The organism is Xanthomonas sp. NCPPB 2922 (assembly GCF_041520885.1).
Taxonomy (GTDB): domain Bacteria; phylum Pseudomonadota; class Gammaproteobacteria; order Xanthomonadales; family Xanthomonadaceae; genus Xanthomonas; species Xanthomonas campestris.
Map to the genome: position 1 here is coordinate 67,714 of NZ_JBGOFY010000002.1, position 21,575 is coordinate 89,288.

Consider the following 21,575-nt stretch of genomic DNA (forward strand, 5'->3'; position numbering starts at 1 on the left):
TACCCGACCGGGCAGGCCGCCACATTGCGGTAAACTGGGGCATTGCGCGACTGAATCAAGTGTCAGTCCTGAAGCCGCGCTGTCCGCCACAAGAGCCGCAGTTTGCGACGCTGTCGGCATCGATGCAAGCCGCGCCCGGGCTGCCCAGGGCGCCTCACGAAGACGGAATAATGAGCGACAAACCGCTGACCGATTTGACTTTTTCCTCGTTCGACCTGCATCCGGCGCTGGTCGCCGGGCTGGAGAGCGCCGGGTTTACGCGCTGCACGCCGATCCAGGCGCTGACCCTGCCGGTCGCCCTGCCGGGCGGCGACGTCGCCGGCCAGGCCCAGACCGGCACCGGCAAAACGCTGGCGTTCCTGGTCGCGGTGATGAACCGCCTGCTGATCCGCCCGGCGCTGGCCGACCGCAAGCCGGAAGATCCGCGCGCCCTGATCCTGGCGCCCACCCGCGAGCTGGCCATCCAGATCCACAAGGACGCGGTCAAGTTCGGCGCCGACCTGGGCCTGCGCTTTGCGCTGGTCTACGGTGGCGTGGACTACGACAAGCAGCGCGAGCTGCTGCAGCAGGGCGTGGACGTGATCATCGCCACCCCGGGCCGGCTGATCGACTACGTCAAGCAGCACAAGGTGGTCTCGCTGCATGCCTGCGAGATCTGCGTGCTGGACGAAGCCGACCGCATGTTCGACCTGGGCTTCATCAAGGACATCCGCTTCCTGCTGCGGCGCATGCCCGAACGCGGCACCCGCCAGACACTGTTGTTCTCGGCCACGCTCAGCCACCGCGTGCTGGAGCTGGCCTATGAGCACATGAACGAGCCGGAAAAGCTCGTCGTGGAGACCGAGACCATCACCGCCGCGCGGGTGCGTCAGCGCATCTATTTTCCCTCCGACGAAGAGAAGCAGACGCTGCTGCTGGGCCTGCTGTCGCGCAGCGAAGGCGCGCGCACCATGGTGTTCGTCAACACCAAGGCGTTCGTGGAGCGGGTGGCGCGCACCCTGGAGCGGCACGGCTACCGCGTGGGCGTGTTGTCCGGCGACGTGCCGCAGAAGAAGCGCGAGTCGTTGCTCAACCGCTTCCAGAAGGGCCAGCTGGAAATCCTGGTGGCCACCGACGTGGCCGCGCGCGGCCTGCACATCGATGGCGTCAAGTACGTCTACAACTACGACCTGCCGTTCGACGCCGAAGACTACGTGCATCGCATCGGGCGCACCGCGCGCCTGGGCGAGGAGGGCGATGCGATCAGCTTCGCCTGCGAGCGTTATGCGATGAGCCTGCCGGACATCGAGGCCTACATCGAGCAGAAGATCCCGGTCGAGCCGGTGACTACCGAGCTGCTGACCCCGTTGCCGCGCACACCGCGCGCAACAGTGGAAGGTGAAGAGGTCGACGACGACGCTGGCGACAGCGTGGGCACGATCTTCCGCGAAGCACGCGAGCAGCGTGCGGCCGACGAAGCGCGTCGTGGCGGTGGCCGTAGCGGCCCCGGTGGCGCATCGCGTAGCGGCAGTGGCGGCGGCCGTCGCGACGGCGCCGGTGCCGATGGCAAGCCGCGCCCGCCGCGTCGCAAGCCGCGCGTGGAAGGCGAGGCCGATCCGGCTGCGGCGCCCAGCGAGACGCCGGTGGTTGTCGCTGCTGCCGCAGAAACCCCTGCTGTCACGGCGGCCGACGGCGAGCGCGCACCGCGCAAGCGCCGGCGGCGTCGCAACGGCCGCCCGGTCGAAGGTGCCGAGCCGGTGGTGGCATCCACGCCCGTGCCGGCCCCCGCCGCGCCGCGCAAACCCACCCAGGTGGTGGCCAAGCCGGTACGTGCTGCGGCCAAGCCGTCGGGCAGCCCGTCGTTGCTGAGCCGCATCGGACGCAGGCTGCGTTCGTTGGTCTCCGGCAGCTGAGGTATTGCCGTATGGATCGCATCGCCGTGCACCGGCGATGCGACGCAAGCGCTGACGCTCCGGCATAATCGCTGGATGACCGTTCTGCGTTTTGACAACGTCAGCAAGCACTACGCCGGTGGCCACCAGGCGCTGACCGATGTCAGCTTCGAAGTGGCCGATGGCGAGATGCTGTTCGTGACCGGCCACTCCGGCGCCGGCAAAAGCACCTTGCTCAAATTGATCCACCTCAGCGAGCGGCCCAGCCAGGGCGCGGTGCTGCTGGGCGAACGCAACCTGCTCAAGGTGCGTGGCCGGCAGATTCCACTGCATCGCCGCCAGGTGGGTGCGGTGTATCAGGATCACCGCTTGCTCAACGATCGCAGCATTGCCGAAAACGTCGCCTTGCCACTGATCCTGCGCGGCACCCGCCGTGCGGAAATCGGCAAGCGCGTGCGCTCGGCGCTGGAACGGATCGGCCTGGCCCATCGCGAGAAGGCGCTGCCTTCGCAGTTGTCGGCCGGCGAACAGCAACGCGTGGGCATTGCCCGTGCCATCGTCGGCGAACCGCGCCTGCTGGTGGCCGACGAACCCACCGGCAACCTGGATCCGGCACTGGCCGCGGAAATCATGCAGCTGTTTGCCGAGCTGCCGGCGCGCGGCACCAGCGTGCTGGTGGTCAGCCACGACCTGGCGCTGCTCAAGCAGATGCGCAAGCGCGTGCTGATCCTGGACCACGGCCGGCTGGTCGACGACATCTCGCCGCAGGACCTGGCCGAATGAGCAAGCTCGCCAATACCGAATCGGTGGCCCCCTCGCGGTTCGGCGTGTGGATCGACCACCATCTGCACAGCATCGCCTTCAGCCTGGGCCGCGCCATGCGCAAGCCGTGGGCCACCTTGCTCACCATCGTGGTGATGGCGCTGGCGCTGGCATTGCCGCTGGGGCTGTCGATCGCGCTGGATAACGTCAAGCTGCTGGCCGGCAGCGTGCAGCAGTCGCGCGAGATCAATCTGTTCCTCAAGGTGGACGTGGCCGCCGATGCGGCCGAGCGCCTGGCCGGCGAGCTGCGTGCACGTGCGGACATCGCCCAGGTGGCGGTGCGCACGCCCGCGCAAGGCCTGGCCGACCTGCGCGAGAACGCCAAGCTGGACGAAGCGATCGATGCGCTCGGCGACAACCCGCTGCCTACGCTGCTGATCGTCACCCCGGCCGATGCCACCGACGATGCGCAGCTGGCCGCCGCCTTGCAGGCTTTGCCGCAGACCGACCAGGTGCAACACGACGCGCTGTGGCGCAAGCGCCTGGATGGCTGGCTGCACTTCGGCGAACGGCTGGTGCAGGTGCTCTCGGCCCTGCTCGGCATTGGCGCGGTGCTGGTGGTCGGCAATACCGTGCGGCTGGATATCCAGTCGCGGCGCGAAGAGATCGGCGTGCTGCAGCTGCTGGGTGCCAGCGATGGCTTCATCCGCCGCCCGTTCCTGTATCTGGGCGCGTGGTACGGGCTGGGTGCCGGCGCAGTCGCGCTTGCTCTGATCGCCGCTTCCGGGTTTGCATTGCGTACGCCGCTGGCCACGCTGGCCGACAGCTACGGCAGTTCCTTTACCCTGCACGGACTGGATCTGCTGCATTCTGCGATGGTGTTGGTGGGTACCCTGGTGCTGGGTTGGCTGGGTGCCTGGCTGGTCACCGGCCACTTCCTCCGTCAGACCCGCCCCACCGAGACCTGAGACCTGCCATGCATCCACCAGATCTCAAACACCTGATCAGCGACGCACCGCGTGTGATGGTGGTCGATGGGTCCAAGCTGGTACGCAAGCTGATTGCCGACGTGCTCAAGCGCGACTTGCCCAATGTGCAGGTGATCGGCTGCGCCAGCATCGCCGAAGCACGCGATGCGCTGGAGGCCGGTGCGGTGGATCTGGTCACCACCTCGTTGTCGTTACCCGATGGCGACGGCCTGACGCTGGCGCGCAGCGTGCGCGAAGCGGCCGGCCAGGCCTATGTGCCGGTGATCGTGGTCTCCGGCGATGCGCAGCAGCATCTGGTGGAGCGCCGCTTCACCGAGTACGTCACCGATTATTTCGACAAGGCGCTGGGCCACGAGGCGCTGGCGACCTTCATCCGCGGCTACGTGCAGCCCGAGCCGGTGGTGGGCGCCACCGTGCTGTACATCGAAGACAGCCGCGTGGTGGCCGAAGCGACCAAGCGCATGCTCGAGCGCCAGAGCCTCAAGGTGGTGCATGTGCTCACTGCCGAAGACGCGTTCGCGCTGCTCACCGCCGAATCGTTGGGCCGCACCGAGCGGCGCATCGACGTGGTGCTGACCGACGTCACCCTCAAGGGCGAGCTCAACGGGCGCGATGTGGTCGAGCGCATCCGCATCGATTTCGCCTACGGCAAGCGCCGCCTGCCGGTGCTGGTGATGACCGGCGACACCAACCCGCGCAACCAGTCCGAGCTGCTGCGGGCCGGCGCCAACGATCTGGTGCAAAAGCCCATCGAAGAACGCCTGCTGGTGACCAAGGTGCTGTTCCAGCTGCGGCTGGCGCGCCTGGAGGATCAGGCCGTCACGCTATGACCGAAGGCGAGGGGCGTATCCAGCTGGAACCGTCGTGGAAGGCGCGGGTGGGGGAGTGGTTGTTGCAGCCGCAGATGCAGGAGCTGTCCGCGTTCCTGCGCCAGCGCAAGGCTGCCAATGCGCGGGTGTTCCCGCCCGGCCCGCAGATCTTTGCCGCCTTCGATGCCACCCCGTTCGAGCAGGTCAAGGTGGTGGTGCTTGGCCAGGACCCGTACCACGGCGAAGGCCAGGCGCATGGGCTGTGCTTTTCGGTACTGCCCGGGGTGCCGGTGCCGCCGTCGCTGCTGAACATCTACAAGGAAATCCAGGACGACCTGGGCATTCCGCGCCCCGACCATGGCTACCTGATGCCGTGGGCACGCCAGGGCGTGCTGCTGCTCAATGCGGTATTGACGGTGGAGCAGGGCCGCGCCGGTGCGCACCAGAACAAGGGCTGGGAAGGCTTCACCGACCATGTGGTGGAAACCCTCAACCGCGAGCGCGAGGGCCTGGTGTTCCTGCTCTGGGGCAGCTACGCGCAGTCCAAGGGCAAGATGATCGACCAGGCACGCCACCGGGTGTTCAAGGCCCCGCATCCGTCGCCGTTGTCGGCGCACCGCGGCTTCCTGGGGTGCAAACATTTCTCCAAGACCAACGACCATTTGCAGCGGCGCGGGCTGAGCCCGATCGACTGGTCGTTGCCGCCGCGCGCGGCGCTGGATCTTAGCCTCGCCGGCGGCTGAACGGGCTGGGCCGTTGCGCCTGGCAAGTAAGCGATTTGTCACGATCCGCGAGCGATGACGGTGGTAGCGTAGGCACCTGAATCGAGGCGGCACGGATTGGAACAGCACCGGCGCCGGAAACCCGAACGTCCTATAAATGGAACGCTGGAACTTTTTCTGTACCCAGCAGTCCAATAGTTCGACTGCTAAGATGGTGCCCTATGAACCAGATCACCTCGACTGCCCTTGTGGCAAACAATCTCCCGATTCCCAGTGCGCTCGGTTCGCTGGACGCCTACATCGGTGCCGTGCACCAGATCCCGGTGCTGTCGGTCGATGAGGAACAGAATCTGGCCCGCCGCTTCCGCGACGAGCTGGATCTGGACGCAGCGCGCGAATTGGTCCACTCCCACCTGCGCTTCGTGGTGCACGTGGCCCGCGGTTACAACGGCTACGGCCTGCCGCTGGGCGACCTGATCCAGGAAGGCAATATCGGCCTGATGAAGGCGGTCAAGCGCTTCGACCCGGAAATGGGCGTGCGCCTGGTCAGCTTTGCGGTGCATTGGATCCGTGCCGAAATGCACGAGTTCATCCTGAAGAACTGGCGCATCGTCAAGGTCGCCACGACCAAGGCGCAGCGCAAGCTGTTCTTCAACCTGCGCAAGTCCAAGACGCGCCTGGGTTGGCTCAATGCGTCCGAGGTGACTGCGGTTGCCAAGGACTTGAACGTCTCCGAGCGCGAAGTGATGGAGATGGAGTCGCGCTTGTCCGGTCGCGATATCGGCTTCGATGCCTCGTCGGACGAAGACGATGACCACGGCCCGCCGTCGCCGGTGAGCTACCTTGTGGCCAACGAGGAAGACCCGTCGCAGGCCTATGAGCGGCACGACAGCGAAGACAATCAGCTGCAGTTGCTGCGCGAAGGCATGGCCGGTCTGGATACGCGCTCGCGCGACATCGTCAAGCGTCGCTGGCTGGATTCCGAATCCAAGGTGACATTGCAGGAGCTGGCCGACGAGTACGGCGTATCCGCCGAGCGTATTCGCCAGATCGAAGCGAACGCGCTGAAGAAGATGAAGGCGCTGTTCGTCGCCTGATCCGGTGTGACATTGCCAGTGATGCAAAACGGCCCGGTCTTCCGGGCCGTTTTGCATTGTGGGCGTGGCGGGCAAGCGGTGCGTTTGTGTGTTGACGTCTCATCGGCCCAGCAACGCCATGCACGCAGCACGGCCGCAACGGCAGCCGTTACGAATCGTCAGGGCACCGTTGGAGCAACGCCGGTTGCGCGCAGCGCTACTCCGGTAGCCGTGCCACCGGCAGATGCCAGCCGTAGCGGATCGCCATGAAGCGCAGGCCAAAGCACACACCGGCACCGGCGGTCAGCGACCAGGACTGCGGCAGGCCGAGAACATGGCCGATCGCGACCAGGCCGCCGCCGGCCAGCGCCGCCACCGCATACAGTTCGGCCTGCAATACAACCGGGGTGCGCGCGACCAGCAGGTCGCGGGCGATGCCGCCGCCGATGCCGCTGAGCATGCCGAGCAGCGTCGCACTGAGTGGGCTGAGCTGATAATCCAGCGCCTTGCTGGTGCCGTAGACCGCAAACAGCGCCAGCCCTGCCGCGTCGAACAGCTGCACCGGATTGCGCAGGCGCTCCACGGCGGTGTGCCAGTAGAAGCCGGCGATACCGGCCAGGCAGGCGGTGATCAGATAGTGCGGGTGTACCAACGCCGCCGGCGGCGTGGCACCGATCAGCACATCGCGCACGATGCCGCCGGAAACCGCCGCCGCACAGGACAGCACCAGCACGCCAAACAGGTCCAGGCGGTTGCGCACCGCCACGGTGGCGCCACTGAGCGCAAACACGAAGGTGCCGAGCAGATCCAGCAGGAACAAGACAGTGGCCACGGCACAACGGTCGACAGCGGGCGGCACAGCATCGCGCACCGCCCGCCGGCTGTCATCTGTCCTTGCTGGGCGGTGGCTGGTCGGTGCCGCCGAAGATGATGCGTGCGGCGCGCTGGTAGCTCCAATACGCCATGGCCCAGTTCACCAGCACCACGAAACGGTTGCGGAAGCCGATCAGGAAATAGACGTGCGCGGCCAGCCAGAACCACCAGGCCACGATGCCAGAAAGCTTGAGCTTGCCGACATGCACGATGGCAGCCATGCGCCCGATCGTGGCCAGGTTGCCGAAGTCCTGGTAATGGAAGGCCGGCGCGGCCTGGCCGCGCTGGCGTGCGCGGATCGCCTTGGCGATGTGCTTGCCCATCTGCTTGGCCGCCGGCGCCACGCCGGGCACGGGCCGCCCGTCCTGTTGTACCGAGGCCAGATCACCACCGACGAAGATCTCCGGGTGGCCGGGCACGCTGAGGTCCGGTTCCACCAGCACCCGGCCGGCGCGGTCCAGTGGCACGCCCAGGGTGCGCGCCAACGGCGAGGCGGCCACGCCAGCGGCCCAGACCACGGTGCGCGCCGGCACGAAGGTGTCGCCCAACTGATAGCCGAACGCATCGATGTTGGTCACCGGTGTGCCGGTGTGCACCTCCACGCCCAGACGTTCGAGCTGCTTGCGCGCCTTGTCGGTGAGGTCGTCCGGGAAGGACGGCAACACGCGCGGCCCGGCCTCGACCAGGCGCACGCGGGCCTGTTGCGGGTCGATATGGCGGAACTCGTTCTTCAGCGTGTGGCGGGCGATTTCGGCCAACGTGCCGGCCAACTCGACCCCGGTCGGGCCGCCGCCAACCACCGCAAAACTCAACCAGGCCGCGCGCGCGGTCGGGTCGGCTTCGGCTTCGGCGCGCTCGAAGGCGAGCAGCAATTTGCGGCGTAGCACCAGCGCGTCATACAAAGTTTTCAACCCGGGCGCGTGCTCGGCCCAGTGATCGTTGCCGAAATACGCGTGGGTGGCGCCCGTGGCCAACAGCAGCATGTCGTAGTTGACGGTGTTGCCGTCGGCGAGCACCACGGCGCGGCGGTCGGTGGCAATTTCGGCCACATCGCCAAGCAGCACTTCGACATTGCGCTGCTCACGCAGGATGTGGCGCAGCGGGGCGGCGATGTCAGGCGCCGAGAGGCCGGCGGTGGCCACCTGGTAGAGCAGCGGCTGGAACAGGTGGTGATTCTGGCGGTCGATCAGGGTGATGCGGATGTCCGGATCGGCGAGCGCGCGGGTTGCCCATAAACCGGCAAAACCGCCACCGACCACGACCAGATGCATCGGCGCTCGGGAGGGGGATGAGGTCATCGTCAGGTCCGATGGATCGCAACGTGGGCACGCAAGGATGCAACAGCGGCAATGAATGTGGCGCGTCGGGCAGGGCCCGCCTGCGGCATCATGTCGCATCTCGCTCACCTGGTCACCGTATGTCAACCTTGCCGCCGCCGTTGCCGCTGCTCGCATCACCACCTGCCGCCGTTGCGCCTGCGCGCGTTTCTCAGCGCAGCCCCGCGACCGTTGCGTTGCTGATCGTGTTGGGCGGTGTAATGACGTTCGGAGTGGTGGTGCTGGGCGTGATCGCCTGGATCGCGGTCGCCGGGTGGTCGATCTTTTCCGAGCAGGCCCAGGCCGCGCTGCAGGCCGACGCGGTGGTGCAGCAGCACATCGGAAAAATCGACACCATGGAGGTCGATGTGCTTGCTACTGGTGCGGCGCCTGGCGGTGACGAATTCGTGTTCTCCGTCACTGGCGACCGCGGGCGTGGCAAGGTCAGTGCGACCTGGGTCAGTGACGGTGCCGAGCGCGAGATCCTGACCGAGGGCGTGCTGACCATGCACGATGGTCGCGAGTACACGCTGCCGGCGGAGCAGGCGTCCGACAGCGACAGCGAGACCGAAATCGAATCCGCCGAGTCTTTCGAGGAGCAGACATGATCGACAACCCCGATAAACGCATCGCACTGCTGATCGATGCCGACAACGCGCCGGCCGGCAAGATCGACGTAGTGCTGGCGGAAGTGGCGCGCTACGGCGTGGCCAATGTGCGCCGCGCATATGGCAACTGGAAAAGCCCGCACTTGAAAAGCTGGGAGGCGGCATTGCACGAATACGCGATCCGCCCGATCCAGCAATTTGCCTACAGCTCCGGCAAGAATGCCTCGGACATGGCGATGGTGATCGATGCCATGGACCTGCTGTACGCGCGCAACCTGGACGGGTTTGCGATTGTTTCCAGCGATGCGGATTTCACCCCGCTGGTGATGCGCCTGCTCACCGACGGCATGAAGGTGTATGGCTTTGGCGAGAAGAAAACGCCCGCGCCGTTCGTCAATGCGTGTTCCAAATTCACCTATGTCGAAGCACTCGGCGAGCAGGCTGCCGCGGCCAGCGACACCGCCGCAGGCCGCAAGGATGCCACCGCGCTGCGCGGCGATACACGGCTGGTGCAGATGCTGCGCAACGCGATCGACAGTGCCTGCGAAGACGACGGTTGGGCGCATCTGGGGGCCGTCGGCAAGCAGGTGGCCAATCAGGCCTCATTCGATCCGCGCAACTACGGCTACCGCAAGCTCAGCGATCTGGTGCGCGCCATCGGTCTGTTCGAGATCAAGCAGGACGAACAGGCGTTGTGGGTGCGCGATGTGCCCAAGGGCAATCGCCCCAAACAACCCCCTGCTACTGCGGCCCCCGCGCCGGCCGCAGCCAAACGCGGGACGCGTGGTGCACGCAGTGCGCCGAAGCCGGCGGTGGAAAAATGACCGACGAACGCATGGCGACCGCACACGCGCCAGCGGGCGATGGCATCACGTTGTGGGGGCGGCGCAATTCCAGCAACGTCCGCAAGGTGCTGTGGTGCCTTGAAGAGGCGGGCGTTGCGTATACCTCGATCGAGGTAGGCGGCGCATTCGGCGGAAACGACACACCCGCGTACCGCGCATTGAATCCGAACGGGCTGGTGCCGGCGCTGCAGGATGGCGCGCTGGTGCTGTGGGAATCCAACGCGATCGTGCGCTATCTGGCGGCGCGTTACGCACCGGCGCTGTACCCCGCACTCACCGGCCACGCGCGCGCTGGGCGACCGCTGGATGGACTGGACCACGTCGACCTTTGCCGGCGTGTTTCGTGATCTGTTCTGGGGCGTGGTGCGTACCCCGCAGGCCGAACGGGATGCCACACGGATTGCCACAGCGCTTCAACGCTCCGGCGAGCTGCTCGCAGTTGCCGACGCTGCGCTGGCACAGCAGCCGTATCTGTCCGGCGACGACTTTGCGATGGGTGACATTCCGTTGGGCAGCTTTATCTACGCGTGGTTCGAGATGCCAATCGAACGGCCCGAGTTGCGGCATCTGCACGCCTGGTATCAACGATTGCGTGCGCGGCCGGCCTACCAGCGTGGCGTGATGACGCCGCTGACTTGAGTTAGCAAGCGTACTGATCTTGAGCCGTTGAAGGTGCGAGGGGCCGAGCACCGTCAGATGCGTCGATATGATCCGAATGTTGCGGCACATTGGGATACGTATAGCGCCCGCGTTGGTAGGAGCGCACTGGCGCGCGATGGGGCATTACCGAGAAAGCTTCATCGCGCGCGAGCGCGCTCCTACCGGGCGTGTTTCTGTTTGAGGGCAGGCGGCTCGACAACGGATGCAATAAACGACCAATGCCCTTGCAACGCACGGATGCTGCGACACATGGAGACATGGAGTCGCGGCAGCTTTGGTAGGAGCGCGCTTGCGCGCGATGGGGCATTACCGGTAACGCTTCATCGCGCAAGCGCGCTCCTACCAAACGCGTGTTCGTTTGCAGTCAGCCGCCTCGACCCCTGCCTCAATACAGATCGATCGGGTCCACATCCAGCGACCAACGCACCCGGCGCGCTTGCGGCAAGGCGTGGATGGCCGGCATCTGCGCGTCCAGCACCCGATGCAGCGCAGAGCGTTGCGCTGCCGACAGCAGGAGTTGGGTGCGCTGGAAACCGGCGCGGCGCGGCATCGGCGCCGGCATCGGCCCGTAGCATTCCACCGGCGCGATGGCCGGCGAGGGGGCTGGTGTCTGCTCGCCCACCAGCGCACGCACCGCGATCAGGAACTGATTGGCCGCGGCCACATCCTTGGCTTCGGCACGGAACAAGGCCAGATGCGCGAAGGGCGGGAAGCCGGCCGCTTCGCGCTGCAGCAGTTCGGCATCGGCAAACGCGTGGTAGCCGCCGTTGACCAGGGTCTGCAGCAACGGATGCTCGGGGTGATGGGTCTGCAACCACACCTCGCCGGGGCGGTCGGCGCGGCCGGCGCGGCCGGCGACCTGGATCAGTTGCTGGGCCAGCTTCTCGGCGGCGCGGAAGTCGGCAGAGAACAGGCCTTCGTCGATGCCCACCACCACCACCATGGTCAGCCGGGGCAAGTCGTGGCCCTTGGCCAGGATCTGGGTGCCGACCAGGATGCCGGCGTCGGTGCCGAGGCGGGCGAGCTGGGTTTCCAGCGCGTCGCGGCGCTGGGTGGTGCTGCGGTCGATGCGCACCACCGGCGCTTCCGGGAAGGCCTCGACCAGGCGCTCCTCCAGCCGCTCGGTGCCGATGCCCTGCGGCTGCAACGCCAGGCTGGCGCAGGCCGGGCAGGCCAGCGGCGCCGGTTGGCGCGCACCGCAGTGGTGGCATTGCAGGCGGCGGCCGCCGGCATGCACGGTCATCGGGGTCTGGTGCAGCGGCGTGCTGCAGCGTTGGCAGGCGGCGGTCCAGCCACAGTCATGGCACAGCAGCACCGGCGCATAGCCGCGCCGGTTCTTGAACACCAGCACCTGCTCTCCGCGCGCCAGGGTGGCGCCGATGCCGGCCAGCACCTCCGGCGACAGGCCGTCCTTGAGCGGGCGCTTGCGCACGTCGAGCACGCGCACGCGCGGCGGCCGTGCATCGCCGGCGCGGCGCGACAGCCGCAGATGCCGATAGCGGCCGCTGTAGGCGTTGTGCAGGCTTTCCAGCGACGGCGTTGCGCTGCCCAGGATCACTGGCACATCCAGCGCCTTGCCACGCACCAGGGCGAAGTCGCGTGCGTGATAGCGGATGCCGTCCTGTTGCTTGTAGCTGCCGTCGTGTTCCTCGTCGATCACGATCAGGCCGGCGTTAGGCAGCGGCGTAAACACCGCCGAGCGCGTGCCGACGATCAGCTTGGCTTCGCCACGCCAGGCCGCGGCCCACACCCGCGCGCGCTCGCCATCGGAGAGCCCGGAATGCAGCGCATGCACCGGCACGCCCAGGCGCGCGCGGAAGCGGCCCAGCGTCTGCGGGGTCAGGCCGATTTCCGGCACCAACACCAGCGCCTGCTTGCCGGCGGCCAGGCAATCGGCGATCGCCTGCAGGTAGACCTCGGTCTTGCCGCTGCCGGTGACGCCGTCGAGCAGATAGGTGGCAAAGCCGCTGCCGGCGCGGATGGCGTCGGTGGCCGCCTGCTGTTCGTCGTTGAGCTGCGGCCCGGTGCCCGGGCGCGCCGGCAGCGTGTCGGCGGCCACCGCCACGCGCTCGGCGTAGCCACGCTTGGCCAGGTTGCGGGCAGCCTCGCGCCACTGCGGCAGCTGCTGCTCCAGCGGCTCTTCGGCGAGCGGGCCGGCCAGCAGCAGCGCGGCCAGCAGGGCCGGGCGGGTACCGGCGCGCAGGCTGCCGGCACCGGTTTGGCCGGCCTCGGTGAGTTGCCAGGCCCAGGCATGGGTGTCGGCCAATGGTTCGCCCCGGCGCAGCGGGCCGGGCAGGGCGCTGGCCTGGGCCTCGCCCAGCGGGGCATGGGTGTAGCGGGCAAGCCAGTGCAACGAACGGGCCAGCTCATCGACCAGCAGCGGTGTGTCGTCGCACCAGTCCAGCGCCGCGCGCAGCCCCTCGGCCGACGGCTGCTGGCCGCGCTCGACGACCACCCCGATCAGCTCGCGCGGCCCAAACGGCACGCGCACCCGGCAGCCAACCCGGTCCGGACCGTCCACGTCGGTGTCTTGGGGGGGCAGGTAATCGAACAATTGCGGCAGCGGCACCGGCAGGGCGACGCGCAAGGTGGTGACTGGAGCGGACATCCGACCAGTCTAACGACCCTGTCCAGTGCCGGCAGCGGAGCGCACCGCGCAGCCCGGAGCGGCCTGTTCAGTTGCGGCAGCTTTCTGTGACCGAAGTGATAAATCCGACGTAAACCCATGTGAGGGTTGGAGAAACCGGTTTATCCACACTGCCTGTGGATAAGCCTGTGAATTAGTCTCGTGCTCCACGCCGTGAAGGCGGATTCACTAGCCTTGGCAACCCGTTGGACATTTTTTCGCCATCTACCATAAATGGATAAGTATCAAAGACTTAGGCGTGAAACAAGAATGCAACACGGAAAAACCGACAGTTGACAGACGGCGGCGTATCGGCATGTCTGCCGCTGTGCACAACGTACGTGGGCGGCGGCCACGGCAGGAGCAACGGTGTGTGGATCTGTCAAGCCATCGGCGGGGATCATTTGCGTCGGTATCATGCCGGCCGATGCTGGAGTTCTCATGACCGTAGTCCCCGACGCCCCCGTCACCCCCACCGCGCTGTCAGCCTTTTTGCGCGGTGTCGAACGCCGGGGGCTGGTGCTGGCGCAGTTGCAATGCGGCGATGACGCCGCCGCCGAGCGGGCCCTGGCCGCCGCGCTGCGTGCCTTCAGTGGGCAAGCCGCCGGGCGGCCGATGGCAGGCTGGCCAATGCGCTTCTGGAGCCTGCTGGCGGCCGCGCCGCCGCTGCGGCGCGAGCCGATGCCCGGCACCTGGTTGCCACCCTTCACCGCCCTGGGCCGGATGCAGTCAGCTGACCGCCTGGCGCTGCTGCTGCGTATCGTCGGCGGGCTGCAGGAAGCCGACGCCAGCGAAGTGCAGGGCATGGAGACCCCCGCGTACCAGGCTGCGCTGGCGCGTGCCTGCCCCCGCGATGCGGCCGGTAACCCGGATGCGCAGGCCTGGCGGGCATTGGCCGAGGCCGCTCAGGCCGAATTGCGTGAGTTGAGCCCTGGGCAATTGAGCCGGCTGACTCAATTGCGGGAGTCGGCCCTGGCCGGCATGCCGTTGCAGCCGGCCCAGGACGGCGCCTCCGGCCCAGCGGCATCGGCTCCCGCGCGCAGCGAACGGCCCGCCGATCTGCGCGCGCGCGCCCGTGCCGCACGCCGGCAATGGACATGGCCACGCATCAACCGCCGCCATGCCGGCATCGCGCTGGCGCTTGTAGCGCTGGTGCTGTTGGTGGGGGCGCTCGGGTGGTGGTGGACGCATCGCCGCCCCGCCTTGCCGCCGGAGCCGGTGTCGCAGGCGCCCGCGGGCGTCCTGCACGTCACCGACGCGGCCCCGGTGCTGGTGGAGGAATTACCGGCCGCCAACCTTCCCGATGCCGTCGCTGCGCCCGGCCTGGATGCGCGTGACCAGGCAATGCTCGCCGACCCGGATCTGGAGCTGGCGCGCTCGGCCGACCTGTACGCCTGGTACGCCGCCGGGCACCCGGTGCCACCGGACGAATCCGGCGCCCACGCCACTGCGGCCGAACGTCCGTCGAGCGAACTGGAGACGGTCGATGACCAAAACTAACTGGTGCGGCCTGTGGCTGGCTGTCATGGCCGGTGCCGCAGGGGCGCAGTCGTTGCCCGCGGCACTGGACGAAACGCCGGCCGGGCCGGTGGCTACCCCGGCAGCGCCCGCCGTGCTGGCCCGGAGCATTCCCAGCGCTGCGCAGCAGCGGGCGCGATGGGATGCGCTGACGCCCGCCCAGCGCACCGAGCTGCGCGCCCGCTACGCCGCCTGGAAGGCACTGACCGCCACCGACAAGGTGGTCTTGCGGCAAGCGCGTGAGCGCCTGCAGGCGCTGCCGGACGATCAGCAGCGCGCGCTGCGCACGCAGTTCGGCGCCATGGACCGGCTGCATCGCGATGGCTGGCGCCTGGGCTCGCAGCTGGGCAACTTCTATCCGCAACTGCAGCCGCTGATCGGTTATGTGCCGGTCGCCCAGCGCGATGCACTGCTCGGCGTCCTGCGCAGCCTGGATGCCGGTCAGCTGGAGCAACTGGCGGTGCTGGCGCAGCGCACCCCGCCGCAGGAACGCGATGCCTTGCGCGATGCCTTGCTGGCCGAGTCGGCCGCAACCCGGTCGACCTGGCTGAAGCGCCAGCTGGCGCGCTGATTAGAGGGGCCGCTCGTGGCGGCCGTAATCGCACTCGCGCGGTGAGCGCGTGGGCGTCAGGCAGCCCGCGTGCGGGGTCATCGTGTGTTGACCGCCGCCGCCGGTACGGCTCCGCTGCCAGTGGCCTCCGAGGCGGGCGGTCCAGGCGCCTTCCCCGATTAATCAAACGCGCGTCTCACGCACTCCGCGCACGTTGCAGCGCCGCGCCGTCACCCGCAACGCCAAGCACTGACGACAGACGTCACCGCTTCGGTCAGCGACACGCTCACCACGCATGGCCCGCACCGCAAGTGCAGGTAAGATAGCCGCCCCCACGCGACCCGGTGCCAGCGCCGCCAGGCACGGCCGTAGTCCGCGTGGCGATCGGTTCTGCAATGTCTGTCCCTCACTCGTCCCCGTCGGCAACGCCACGCTTTGCAGCGGAAGTGCGTACCACCGGCCTGCTCGCGCTGCCGCTGGTGCTCGGCCATGTCTCCACCGGCCTGATCGGTTTTGTCGACAACGTGATCGCCGGCCACCACGGCACCGCCACGCTGGCCGCGGTCACCATCGGTACCTCGTTGTTGTGGCTGCCGATGCTGGTGCCGATCGGCACATTGATCTCGCTCACCGCCTCGGTGTCGCAGTTGCTCGGTGCCGGCCGCGAGCGCGAGATCGGCCCGTTGTTCCGCCAGGCGCTGTGGCTGTCGCTGGGCCTCGGCGCACTGATGTTTGGCTTTCTCACCGCGGTGCCGCCGTTGCTGCCTACCTTCGGGATCGCGCCGGACATCGTGCCCGGCGCCACCGACTTCCTGCACGCGGTGCGCTGGGGCGGGCCGGCGCTGACGTTCTACTTCTGCATGCGCTACCTCAGCGAAGGCATGCACTGGACGCTGCCGACCATGCTGCTGGGCTTTGGCGGGCTGCTGGTGCTGGCGCCGCTGGGCTACGTGCTGACCTATGGCAAGTTCGGCTTCGCCGAGCATGGTGCACAGGGGCTGGGCATGGCCTCGGCCATCACCATGTGGGTGCAGGCGATTGCCTTCGCGCTGTATCTGTGGCGCTCGCGGCGCTTTGCGCACCTGGAGTTGTTCACCCATCTTGAAGGCCCGCGCTGGCGGGCGATTGGCGAGCTGTTGCGCACCGGGTTGCCGATCGGCATCACCGTGTTGATGGAAGGTGGGCTGTTCATCGTCACCGCGTTGCTGATCGGGCGGCTGGGCTCCACCGAAGCGGCCGCGCACCAGATCGCGATCAACGTCTCGCAGCTGTGTTTCATGATCCCCGTGGGCGTGGCCGAAGCCACCACCGTGCGCGTCGGCCACGCGGTGGGCCGTGGCGATCCGCTGGGCATGCGCCGCGCGGCCTGGGCCGGCTACGCCATCGTGCTGGGCACGCAGGCGGTGTCTGCCAGCATCCTGTTGCTCGGTCACGACGCCATCGTGGGCGTGTATACCAACGATGCCGCAGTAGCTGCGCTGGCATCGGTGCTGTTGTTGTTCGCGGCCACGTTCCAGTTTCCCGACGGCATCCAGGTGTTGTCGGCCGGCGCTTTGCGCGGGCTCAAGGACACGCGCGTGCCGATGTTCCTGGCGATGTTTTCGTACTGGGGCTTAGGCATGCCGCTCGGTGCCGGGCTCGGCCTGGGGCTGGGCTGGGGGCCGCAAGGGATGTGGATCGGGCTGATTCTGGGCCTGACCGCCGCCGCGATCCTGATGGGCTTGCGCTTCCGCCAGACCAGCCGCCGGCTGACTGCCGACGCGGCACCCTGACTTCCTGCGCATGCCCTGTACCGCGCGCAGCCGGTATGCTGGGCGCAACGATCGATCCATCGCGTCTTTCCGACGGAGTTTTCCATGAACCACCCCGTGCGTCGCAATCCCATCGCCACGTTTTTTGTCGGCCTGTGGGATGTGATGAATTTCACCCGACGCCTGATTTTCAACCTGGTGTTCTTCGGCTTCCTGTTCCTGTTGCTGCTGCTGTTTGTGGTGGCGATCGCCCGTGGCGATGGCACCAAACCGCTGGCTGCGCGCACCACCTTGGTGATCGCACCGGAAGGCACCCTGGTGGAGCAGTTCAGTGCGGATCCGGTGAGCCGTTCGCTGGCCAAGGCGGTCGGTGACAAGAGCGCCGAAGAAGTGCAGCTGCGTGACCTGGTGCGGGTGATCGAGGCCGCCGGCAAGGACAGCAAGATCGAGCGGGTGCTGTTGAACCTGGACAAGCTGCAGCCGTCCGGTTTCGCCTCCCAGCGCGAGGTGGCCAAGGCGTTGCAGGGGCTGCGCGCGTCCGGCAAGCAGATCGTCGCCTTCAGCGAAAGCATGAGCCAGGGCCAGTACCTGCTGGCCGCGCAGGCCAACGAGGTCTATCTCGACCCGATGGGCAGCGTGTTGCTCGAAGGTCTGGGGCGCTACCGCCAGTATTTCCGCGAAGGTCTGCAGGACAAACTGGGCGTGGACGTGCATCTATTCCGCGTGGGTGAATACAAGTCCGCCGCCGAGCCGTACATCCTGGATGCGGCCTCCGCCGACGCCAAGGAAGCGGACCTGTTCTGGATGAACGATGTGTGGCAGCGCTACCTGGCCGACGTGGCCACCGCACGCAAGCTGTCGCCAGCGCAGCTGGCGGCCGGCATCGACACGCTGCCGGAAGGCGTCACTGCCGCCGGTGGCGATCTGGCCAAGTTCGCCCTGCAGCAGAAGCTGGTGGACGGGCTGAAGACGCGCGAGCAGGTCGACAGCTTGCTGACCGAACGCGGCGTGGCCGACAACGATGCCGATGGCGGCTTCCGCAGCATCGATTTCGGCAGCTATCTCACCCAGTTGCAGGCCCAGCATTCGCCGATGGACAGCCGCCCGCAGGTGGCCGTGGTGGTGGCAGCGGGCGAGATCAGTGGCGGCGAGCAGCCGGCAGGCCGCATCGGTGGCGAATCCACTGCCGCGTTGCTGCGCCAGGCGCGTGACGACGAAGAAATCAAGGCGGTGGTGCTGCGCGTGGATTCGCCCGGTGGCGAGGTGTTCGCTTCCGAGCAGATCCGTCGCGAAGTGGTCGCGTTGAAGCAGGCCGGCAAGCCGGTGGTGGTGTCGATGGGCGACCTGGCCGCCTCCGGTGGGTACTGGATCAGCATGAATGCCGATCGCATCTATGCAGATCCGTCGACCATCAGTGGCTCGATCGGCATCTTCGGCATGGTGCCCAACCTCACCCGCGCGCTGGACAAGATCGGCGTGCATACCGATGGCGTGGGCACCACGCGTTTTGCCGGCGCCTTCGACATCACCCGCCCGCTGGACCCGGCTGCCGGCCAGGTCATCCAGGCGGTGATCAACAAGGGCTATGCCGACTTCACCGGCAAGGTGGCGCAGGCGCGGCACCAGTCGGTGGAGGCCATTGACAAGGTTGCCCGTGGCCGCGTCTGGAGCGGTGCGCAGGCCAAGGACCATGGTCTGGTGGACGCGTTTGGCGGCATGCAGGAAGCGGTGGCCGATGCGGCATCGCGCGCCAAGCTGAGTAAGGGCAAGTTCCGCGTGCGCTACGTGGAAAAGGCCGCCACGCCGTTCTCGCAGTTCATGAGCGGGTTTGCAGGCAGCCGCCTGGGCGCGTGGATGCTGAGCGACTCGGGCATGGCGCGTGCGCTGCTGGCACGCTCGCTGCCGGAAGTGGACACCCAGCTGCGCTTCGTCGAAGACGCCGTGCACGACAGCAAGGCGGGCGGCACGCCGGTCAAGGCGCTGGCGTACTGCTTCTGCGGGTTCTGATACCGCCTCCCGTCGAAGCAGGCAATCGCAACAACGCCGGCTTCGTGCCGGCGTTGTCGTTTTCAGCGGTTACTGCGTCGCAGCGTCGATCGTTGCACGCTGCTGTGCGGCGGCCTGATCGGTGGCGGCCTGCACGCCGCGCGCCTTGTCCAGCGGCTGCTGGATGTGGTCACGCAGGGCGGTGGCTTGCGGTTCGGGTTTCTGCTCGGTCGGCGCGGGTTGCGGCCGCTGGCAGGCGGCCAACGCCAACGTGGCACAGGCCAGTACGGCCCAGTGGATCTTCATCGTCGTGACCTCGCTCGGGGTGGCGGTATCCTACGCCCCGGCCGTATGCGTGTGCCAACCGCACCGCACAGCCCGTTTCCCGCGTATTCAAAGGACACCCCCACGTGACAGCGCACCGCTGGCGGCTGGATGGACAGACCGCCCTGATCACCGGCGCCAGTGCCGGCATTGGCCTGGCCATCGCACGCGAATTGCTCGGCTTCGGCGCCGACCTGTTGATGGTGGCGCGCGATGCCGATGCGCTGGCGCAGGCCCGCGACGAGCTGGCCGAAGAGTTTCCCGAGCGCGAACTGCACGGCCTGGCCGCGGATGTTTCCGACGACGAGGAGCGCCGCGCGATTCTGGATTGGGTCGAAGATCACGCCGATGGCTTGCATCTGCTGATCAACAATGCCGGTGGCAACATCACCCGCGCGGCCATCGACTACACCGAAGACGAATGGCGCGGCATCTTCGAAACCAACGTGTTTTCCGCGTTCGAACTCTCGCGCTATGCGCACCCATTGCTGACCCGGCACGCCGCCTCGGCGATCGTCAACGTGGGCAGCGTGTCGGGGATCACGCATGTGCGCAGCGGCGCGCCGTATGGCATGACCAAGGCGGCGCTGCAGCAGATGACGCGCAACCTGGCGGTGGAATGGGCCGAGGACGGCATCCGCGTCAACGCGGTGGCGCCGTGGTACATCCGCACCCGGCGCACCTCCGGCCCATTGTCCGATCCGGACTACTACGAACAGGTGATCGAACGCACGCCGATGCGCCGCATCGGGGAGCCGGAAGAAGTCGCCGCCGCGGTCGGTTTCCTGTGCCTGCCGGCGGCCAGCTACGTCACCGGTGAATGCATCGCGGTGGATGGCGGCTTCCTGCGTCATGGGTTCTAGCGCAACGCCGCTGGCCCGCAGCTTCTGTTCGGTGCACGCCGGAGCTGGCCGTGGCTGACGCGCCCATGCCGCAGCATCCGCTTGCGCACCTGCACGACATCGTCCACGACAACAGCGACTGGATCTGGGAGGTGGATGCGCAGGCGCGCTACACCTTCTGCTCGCGCGCCTGCGAGCGGTTGCTGGGCTATACGCCTGAACAGATTCTGGGGCGCACGCCGTTCGATCTGATGGAGCCGGCCGAAGCGGCGCGCGTGGGCGTGGCGTTTGCCGAAATCGTGGCAGCGCGTCGCCCGTTCCAGGGCCTGCTCAACCGCAACGTGCGTGCCGATGGCCGCACCGTCATGCTGGAAACCAGCGGAATTCCGCTGTTCGATGCCCAGGGCGCGCTGCGCGGTTATCGCGGCATCGACCGCGACGTCACGCCGATTGCCGGCGGCCCCGACGACAGCGCCACCAATCAGCGTCTGTTCCAGCTGGAAGCGTTGTATGCCGCCGCGCCGGTGGCGTTGTGCCTGATCAACCATGCCGCGCGCTATCTGGCGGTGAACGAGGCGATGGCGGGCATCGCCGGGCACAGCGTGCAGGAGATGATCGGCATGCGCGTGGCCGAGGTGTTTCCACAAGCGGCGGCCGATCAGGCTGACGCGTTCGCCACGCTCGCTGCCGGGCACGACGTGCCCGACCAGGTGTTCGACTGGCAGGACCGCAGCTACCACGTGCGGGTGCGCGGCGTGCGCGATCTGGAGGGCCGGCTGATTGCGCTGACCACCGCGTTGACCGACATCAGCGAGCACCTGCGCGTGCAGTGGCGGCTGACCAAAACCACCGAGGCGCTGGCCGAGGCCAACCGTCAGCTGGAGCAGGCCAATGCGCAATTGCTCGGTGCCGCGCGCAACGATCACCTGACCGGGCTGGCCAACCGGCGCGGCTTCGATCGCGCCTTCGAGCGCCTGCTGCCGGCGGTGCGCGACGGCACGCGCGGCGCGTCGGTGCTGATGCTGGATGTCGATTACTTCAAGCAATACAACGACCGCTACGGCCACCCGCAGGGCGACCAGTGCCTGCGGGACATCGCCGCCGCGCTACGCAGCGTGGTCACGCGCGGCGAGGACGTGGTGGCCCGCTATGGCGGTGAGGAATTCGCACTGCTGCTGCCCGATACCGATTTGCCCGGCGCGGCGGAGGTTGCGCGGCGGCTGCAGGAGCGACTTGCTGCCATGCCGATCAGCCATGCGGGTAGCCCGTGCGCGCGCATCACCGTGAGCATCGGGGTCACGGCGCTGCAGCCGCAGGAGTGCCAGGTGCAGGATGCTCGGGTGCGTGAGGCGGTGATGGCGCGCGCCGATCGCGCGCTGTACCAGGCCAAGAACCAGGGCCGCAATCGGGTGGCGCTGGCACCGGTTTAAAGCCTGCCGATACGCCG

18 protein-coding genes and 1 pseudogene are annotated in these 21,575 nt (G+C 67.6%); 15 read left to right on the forward strand and 4 right to left on the reverse strand.

The window, feature by feature from the left end; all coding sequences use genetic code 11:
• Positions 1-170: 170 nt before the first annotated feature.
• The 6 genes from rhlB to rpoH all read left to right on the forward strand — a co-directional run bounded on the left by rhlB (position 171) and on the right by rpoH (position 6,250).
• On the forward strand, positions 171-1,892 hold the full coding sequence (gene rhlB / locus ACD584_RS02795; protein WP_076036559.1) for an ATP-dependent RNA helicase RhlB: 1,722 nt from the start codon (positions 171-173) through the stop codon (positions 1,890-1,892).
• 75 nt (positions 1,893-1,967) lie between these two features.
• A complete protein-coding gene (gene ftsE, locus ACD584_RS02800; RefSeq protein WP_003484499.1) occupies positions 1,968-2,654 on the forward strand; it encodes a cell division ATP-binding protein FtsE in 687 nt (228 codons plus the stop codon).
• Positions 2,651-3,601, forward strand: a complete 951-nt coding sequence (gene ftsX, locus ACD584_RS02805) for a permease-like cell division protein FtsX (protein ID WP_011038856.1) — start codon at positions 2,651-2,653, stop codon at positions 3,599-3,601. The genes ftsE and ftsX overlap by 4 nt, the downstream gene beginning before the upstream one ends.
• Before the next feature lie 8 nt (positions 3,602-3,609).
• The gene (locus ACD584_RS02810; RefSeq protein WP_014506371.1) at positions 3,610-4,452 is read left to right on the forward strand and encodes a response regulator; all 843 of its coding nucleotides are present in this window, start codon (positions 3,610-3,612) and stop codon (positions 4,450-4,452) included.
• Positions 4,449-5,174, forward strand: coding sequence for a uracil-DNA glycosylase (gene ung / locus ACD584_RS02815; RefSeq protein WP_014506372.1), 726 nt, complete (start codon positions 4,449-4,451; stop codon positions 5,172-5,174). Before ACD584_RS02810 ends, ung begins: the two co-directional genes overlap by 4 nt.
• 200 nt (positions 5,175-5,374) lie before the next feature.
• On the forward strand, positions 5,375-6,250 hold the full coding sequence (rpoH, locus tag ACD584_RS02820; RefSeq protein ID WP_011038853.1) for an RNA polymerase sigma factor RpoH: 876 nt from the start codon (positions 5,375-5,377) through the stop codon (positions 6,248-6,250).
• Between the two features lie 196 nt (positions 6,251-6,446).
• On the opposite strand, the gene ACD584_RS02825 is transcribed toward rpoH, so the two are convergent.
• On the reverse strand, positions 6,447-7,061 hold the full coding sequence (locus ACD584_RS02825) for a trimeric intracellular cation channel family protein (RefSeq protein WP_011038852.1): 615 nt from the start codon (positions 7,059-7,061) through the stop codon (positions 6,447-6,449).
• 52 nt (positions 7,062-7,113) lie between these two features.
• Positions 7,114-8,400, reverse strand: a complete 1,287-nt coding sequence (locus tag ACD584_RS02830; protein WP_076036558.1) for an NAD(P)/FAD-dependent oxidoreductase — start codon at positions 8,398-8,400, stop codon at positions 7,114-7,116.
• A 119-nt stretch (positions 8,401-8,519) separates the two neighbouring features.
• Here ACD584_RS02830 and ACD584_RS02835 point away from each other — a divergent pair, with 119 nt between their 5' ends.
• The 3 genes and pseudogenes from ACD584_RS02835 to ACD584_RS02845 all read left to right on the forward strand — a co-directional run bounded on the left by ACD584_RS02835 (position 8,520) and on the right by ACD584_RS02845 (position 10,510).
• Positions 8,520-9,026 carry a hypothetical protein gene (locus ACD584_RS02835; RefSeq protein ID WP_070693478.1) on the forward strand — a complete coding sequence of 169 codons (507 nt, stop codon included), beginning with the start codon at positions 8,520-8,522 and terminating at the stop codon, positions 9,024-9,026.
• On the forward strand, positions 9,023-9,850 hold the full coding sequence (locus tag ACD584_RS02840; RefSeq protein ID WP_070693476.1) for an NYN domain-containing protein: 828 nt from the start codon (positions 9,023-9,025) through the stop codon (positions 9,848-9,850). The genes ACD584_RS02835 and ACD584_RS02840 overlap by 4 nt, the downstream gene beginning before the upstream one ends.
• Positions 9,847-10,510: pseudogene (locus ACD584_RS02845) on the forward strand (glutathione S-transferase family protein). Before ACD584_RS02840 ends, ACD584_RS02845 begins: the two are co-directional and overlap by 4 nt.
• Positions 10,511-10,916: 406 nt before the next feature.
• Here the strand turns inward: ACD584_RS02845 and ACD584_RS02850 are convergent.
• Positions 10,917-13,139, reverse strand: a complete 2,223-nt coding sequence (locus ACD584_RS02850; protein WP_076036557.1) for a primosomal protein N' — start codon at positions 13,137-13,139, stop codon at positions 10,917-10,919.
• A 459-nt stretch (positions 13,140-13,598) separates the two neighbouring features.
• Between ACD584_RS02850 and ACD584_RS02855 the strand changes: the two genes are divergently transcribed.
• The 4 genes from ACD584_RS02855 to sppA all read left to right on the forward strand — a co-directional run bounded on the left by ACD584_RS02855 (position 13,599) and on the right by sppA (position 18,983).
• Positions 13,599-14,657, forward strand: coding sequence for a hypothetical protein (locus ACD584_RS02855; protein ID WP_076036556.1), 1,059 nt, complete (start codon positions 13,599-13,601; stop codon positions 14,655-14,657).
• A complete protein-coding gene (locus tag ACD584_RS02860; protein ID WP_175611591.1) occupies positions 14,644-15,246 on the forward strand; it encodes a DUF3106 domain-containing protein in 603 nt (200 codons plus the stop codon). Before ACD584_RS02855 ends, ACD584_RS02860 begins: the two co-directional genes overlap by 14 nt.
• 374 nt (positions 15,247-15,620) lie before the next feature.
• Positions 15,621-16,997, forward strand: coding sequence for an MATE family efflux transporter (locus ACD584_RS02865; protein ID WP_076036554.1), 1,377 nt, complete (start codon positions 15,621-15,623; stop codon positions 16,995-16,997).
• Between the two features lie 84 nt (positions 16,998-17,081).
• A complete protein-coding gene (gene sppA / locus ACD584_RS02870; protein WP_011038843.1) occupies positions 17,082-18,983 on the forward strand; it encodes a signal peptide peptidase SppA in 1,902 nt (633 codons plus the stop codon).
• A gap of 69 nt (positions 18,984-19,052) precedes the next feature.
• Here the strand turns inward: sppA and ACD584_RS02875 are convergent, their stop codons facing one another.
• Positions 19,053-19,268: a hypothetical protein gene (locus ACD584_RS02875; protein ID WP_014506385.1), complete on the reverse strand. Its 216-nt coding sequence runs from the start codon at positions 19,266-19,268 to the stop codon at positions 19,053-19,055.
• A gap of 104 nt (positions 19,269-19,372) precedes the next feature.
• On the opposite strand from ACD584_RS02875, the gene ACD584_RS02880 reads away from it, so the two are divergent.
• On the forward strand, positions 19,373-20,149 hold the full coding sequence (locus ACD584_RS02880) for an SDR family oxidoreductase (protein WP_076036553.1): 777 nt from the start codon (positions 19,373-19,375) through the stop codon (positions 20,147-20,149).
• Between the two features lie 50 nt (positions 20,150-20,199).
• On the forward strand, positions 20,200-21,558 hold the full coding sequence (locus ACD584_RS02885) for a diguanylate cyclase (RefSeq protein WP_228438013.1): 1,359 nt from the start codon (positions 20,200-20,202) through the stop codon (positions 21,556-21,558).
• Positions 21,559-21,575 lie beyond the last annotated feature (17 nt).

What these genes read in the sequence shown, in the direction of transcription:
- ACD584_RS02835 (WP_070693478.1), top strand. Translation starts at nt 8,520, where the DNA reads ATGTCAACCTTGCCGCCGCCGTTGCCGCTGCTCGCATCACCACCTGCC.
- ACD584_RS02830 (WP_076036558.1), bottom strand. Translation starts at nt 8,400, where the DNA reads ATGACCTCATCCCCCTCCCGAGCGCCGATGCATCTGGTCGTGGTCGGT.
- ung (WP_014506372.1), top strand. Translation starts at nt 4,449, where the DNA reads ATGACCGAAGGCGAGGGGCGTATCCAGCTGGAACCGTCGTGGAAGGCG.
- ftsE (WP_003484499.1), top strand. Translation starts at nt 1,968, where the DNA reads ATGACCGTTCTGCGTTTTGACAACGTCAGCAAGCACTACGCCGGTGGC.
- ACD584_RS02810 (WP_014506371.1), top strand. Translation starts at nt 3,610, where the DNA reads ATGCATCCACCAGATCTCAAACACCTGATCAGCGACGCACCGCGTGTG.
- ACD584_RS02860 (WP_175611591.1), top strand. Translation starts at nt 14,644, where the DNA reads ATGACCAAAACTAACTGGTGCGGCCTGTGGCTGGCTGTCATGGCCGGT.
- ACD584_RS02875 (WP_014506385.1), bottom strand. Translation starts at nt 19,268, where the DNA reads ATGAAGATCCACTGGGCCGTACTGGCCTGTGCCACGTTGGCGTTGGCC.
- rhlB (WP_076036559.1), top strand. Translation starts at nt 171, where the DNA reads ATGAGCGACAAACCGCTGACCGATTTGACTTTTTCCTCGTTCGACCTG.
- rpoH (WP_011038853.1), top strand. Translation starts at nt 5,375, where the DNA reads ATGAACCAGATCACCTCGACTGCCCTTGTGGCAAACAATCTCCCGATT.
- ACD584_RS02840 (WP_070693476.1), top strand. Translation starts at nt 9,023, where the DNA reads ATGATCGACAACCCCGATAAACGCATCGCACTGCTGATCGATGCCGAC.
- sppA (WP_011038843.1), top strand. Translation starts at nt 17,082, where the DNA reads ATGAACCACCCCGTGCGTCGCAATCCCATCGCCACGTTTTTTGTCGGC.
- ACD584_RS02855 (WP_076036556.1), top strand. Translation starts at nt 13,599, where the DNA reads ATGACCGTAGTCCCCGACGCCCCCGTCACCCCCACCGCGCTGTCAGCC.
- ftsX (WP_011038856.1), top strand. Translation starts at nt 2,651, where the DNA reads ATGAGCAAGCTCGCCAATACCGAATCGGTGGCCCCCTCGCGGTTCGGC.
- ACD584_RS02865 (WP_076036554.1), top strand. Translation starts at nt 15,621, where the DNA reads ATGTCTGTCCCTCACTCGTCCCCGTCGGCAACGCCACGCTTTGCAGCG.
- ACD584_RS02850 (WP_076036557.1), bottom strand. Translation starts at nt 13,139, where the DNA reads ATGTCCGCTCCAGTCACCACCTTGCGCGTCGCCCTGCCGGTGCCGCTG.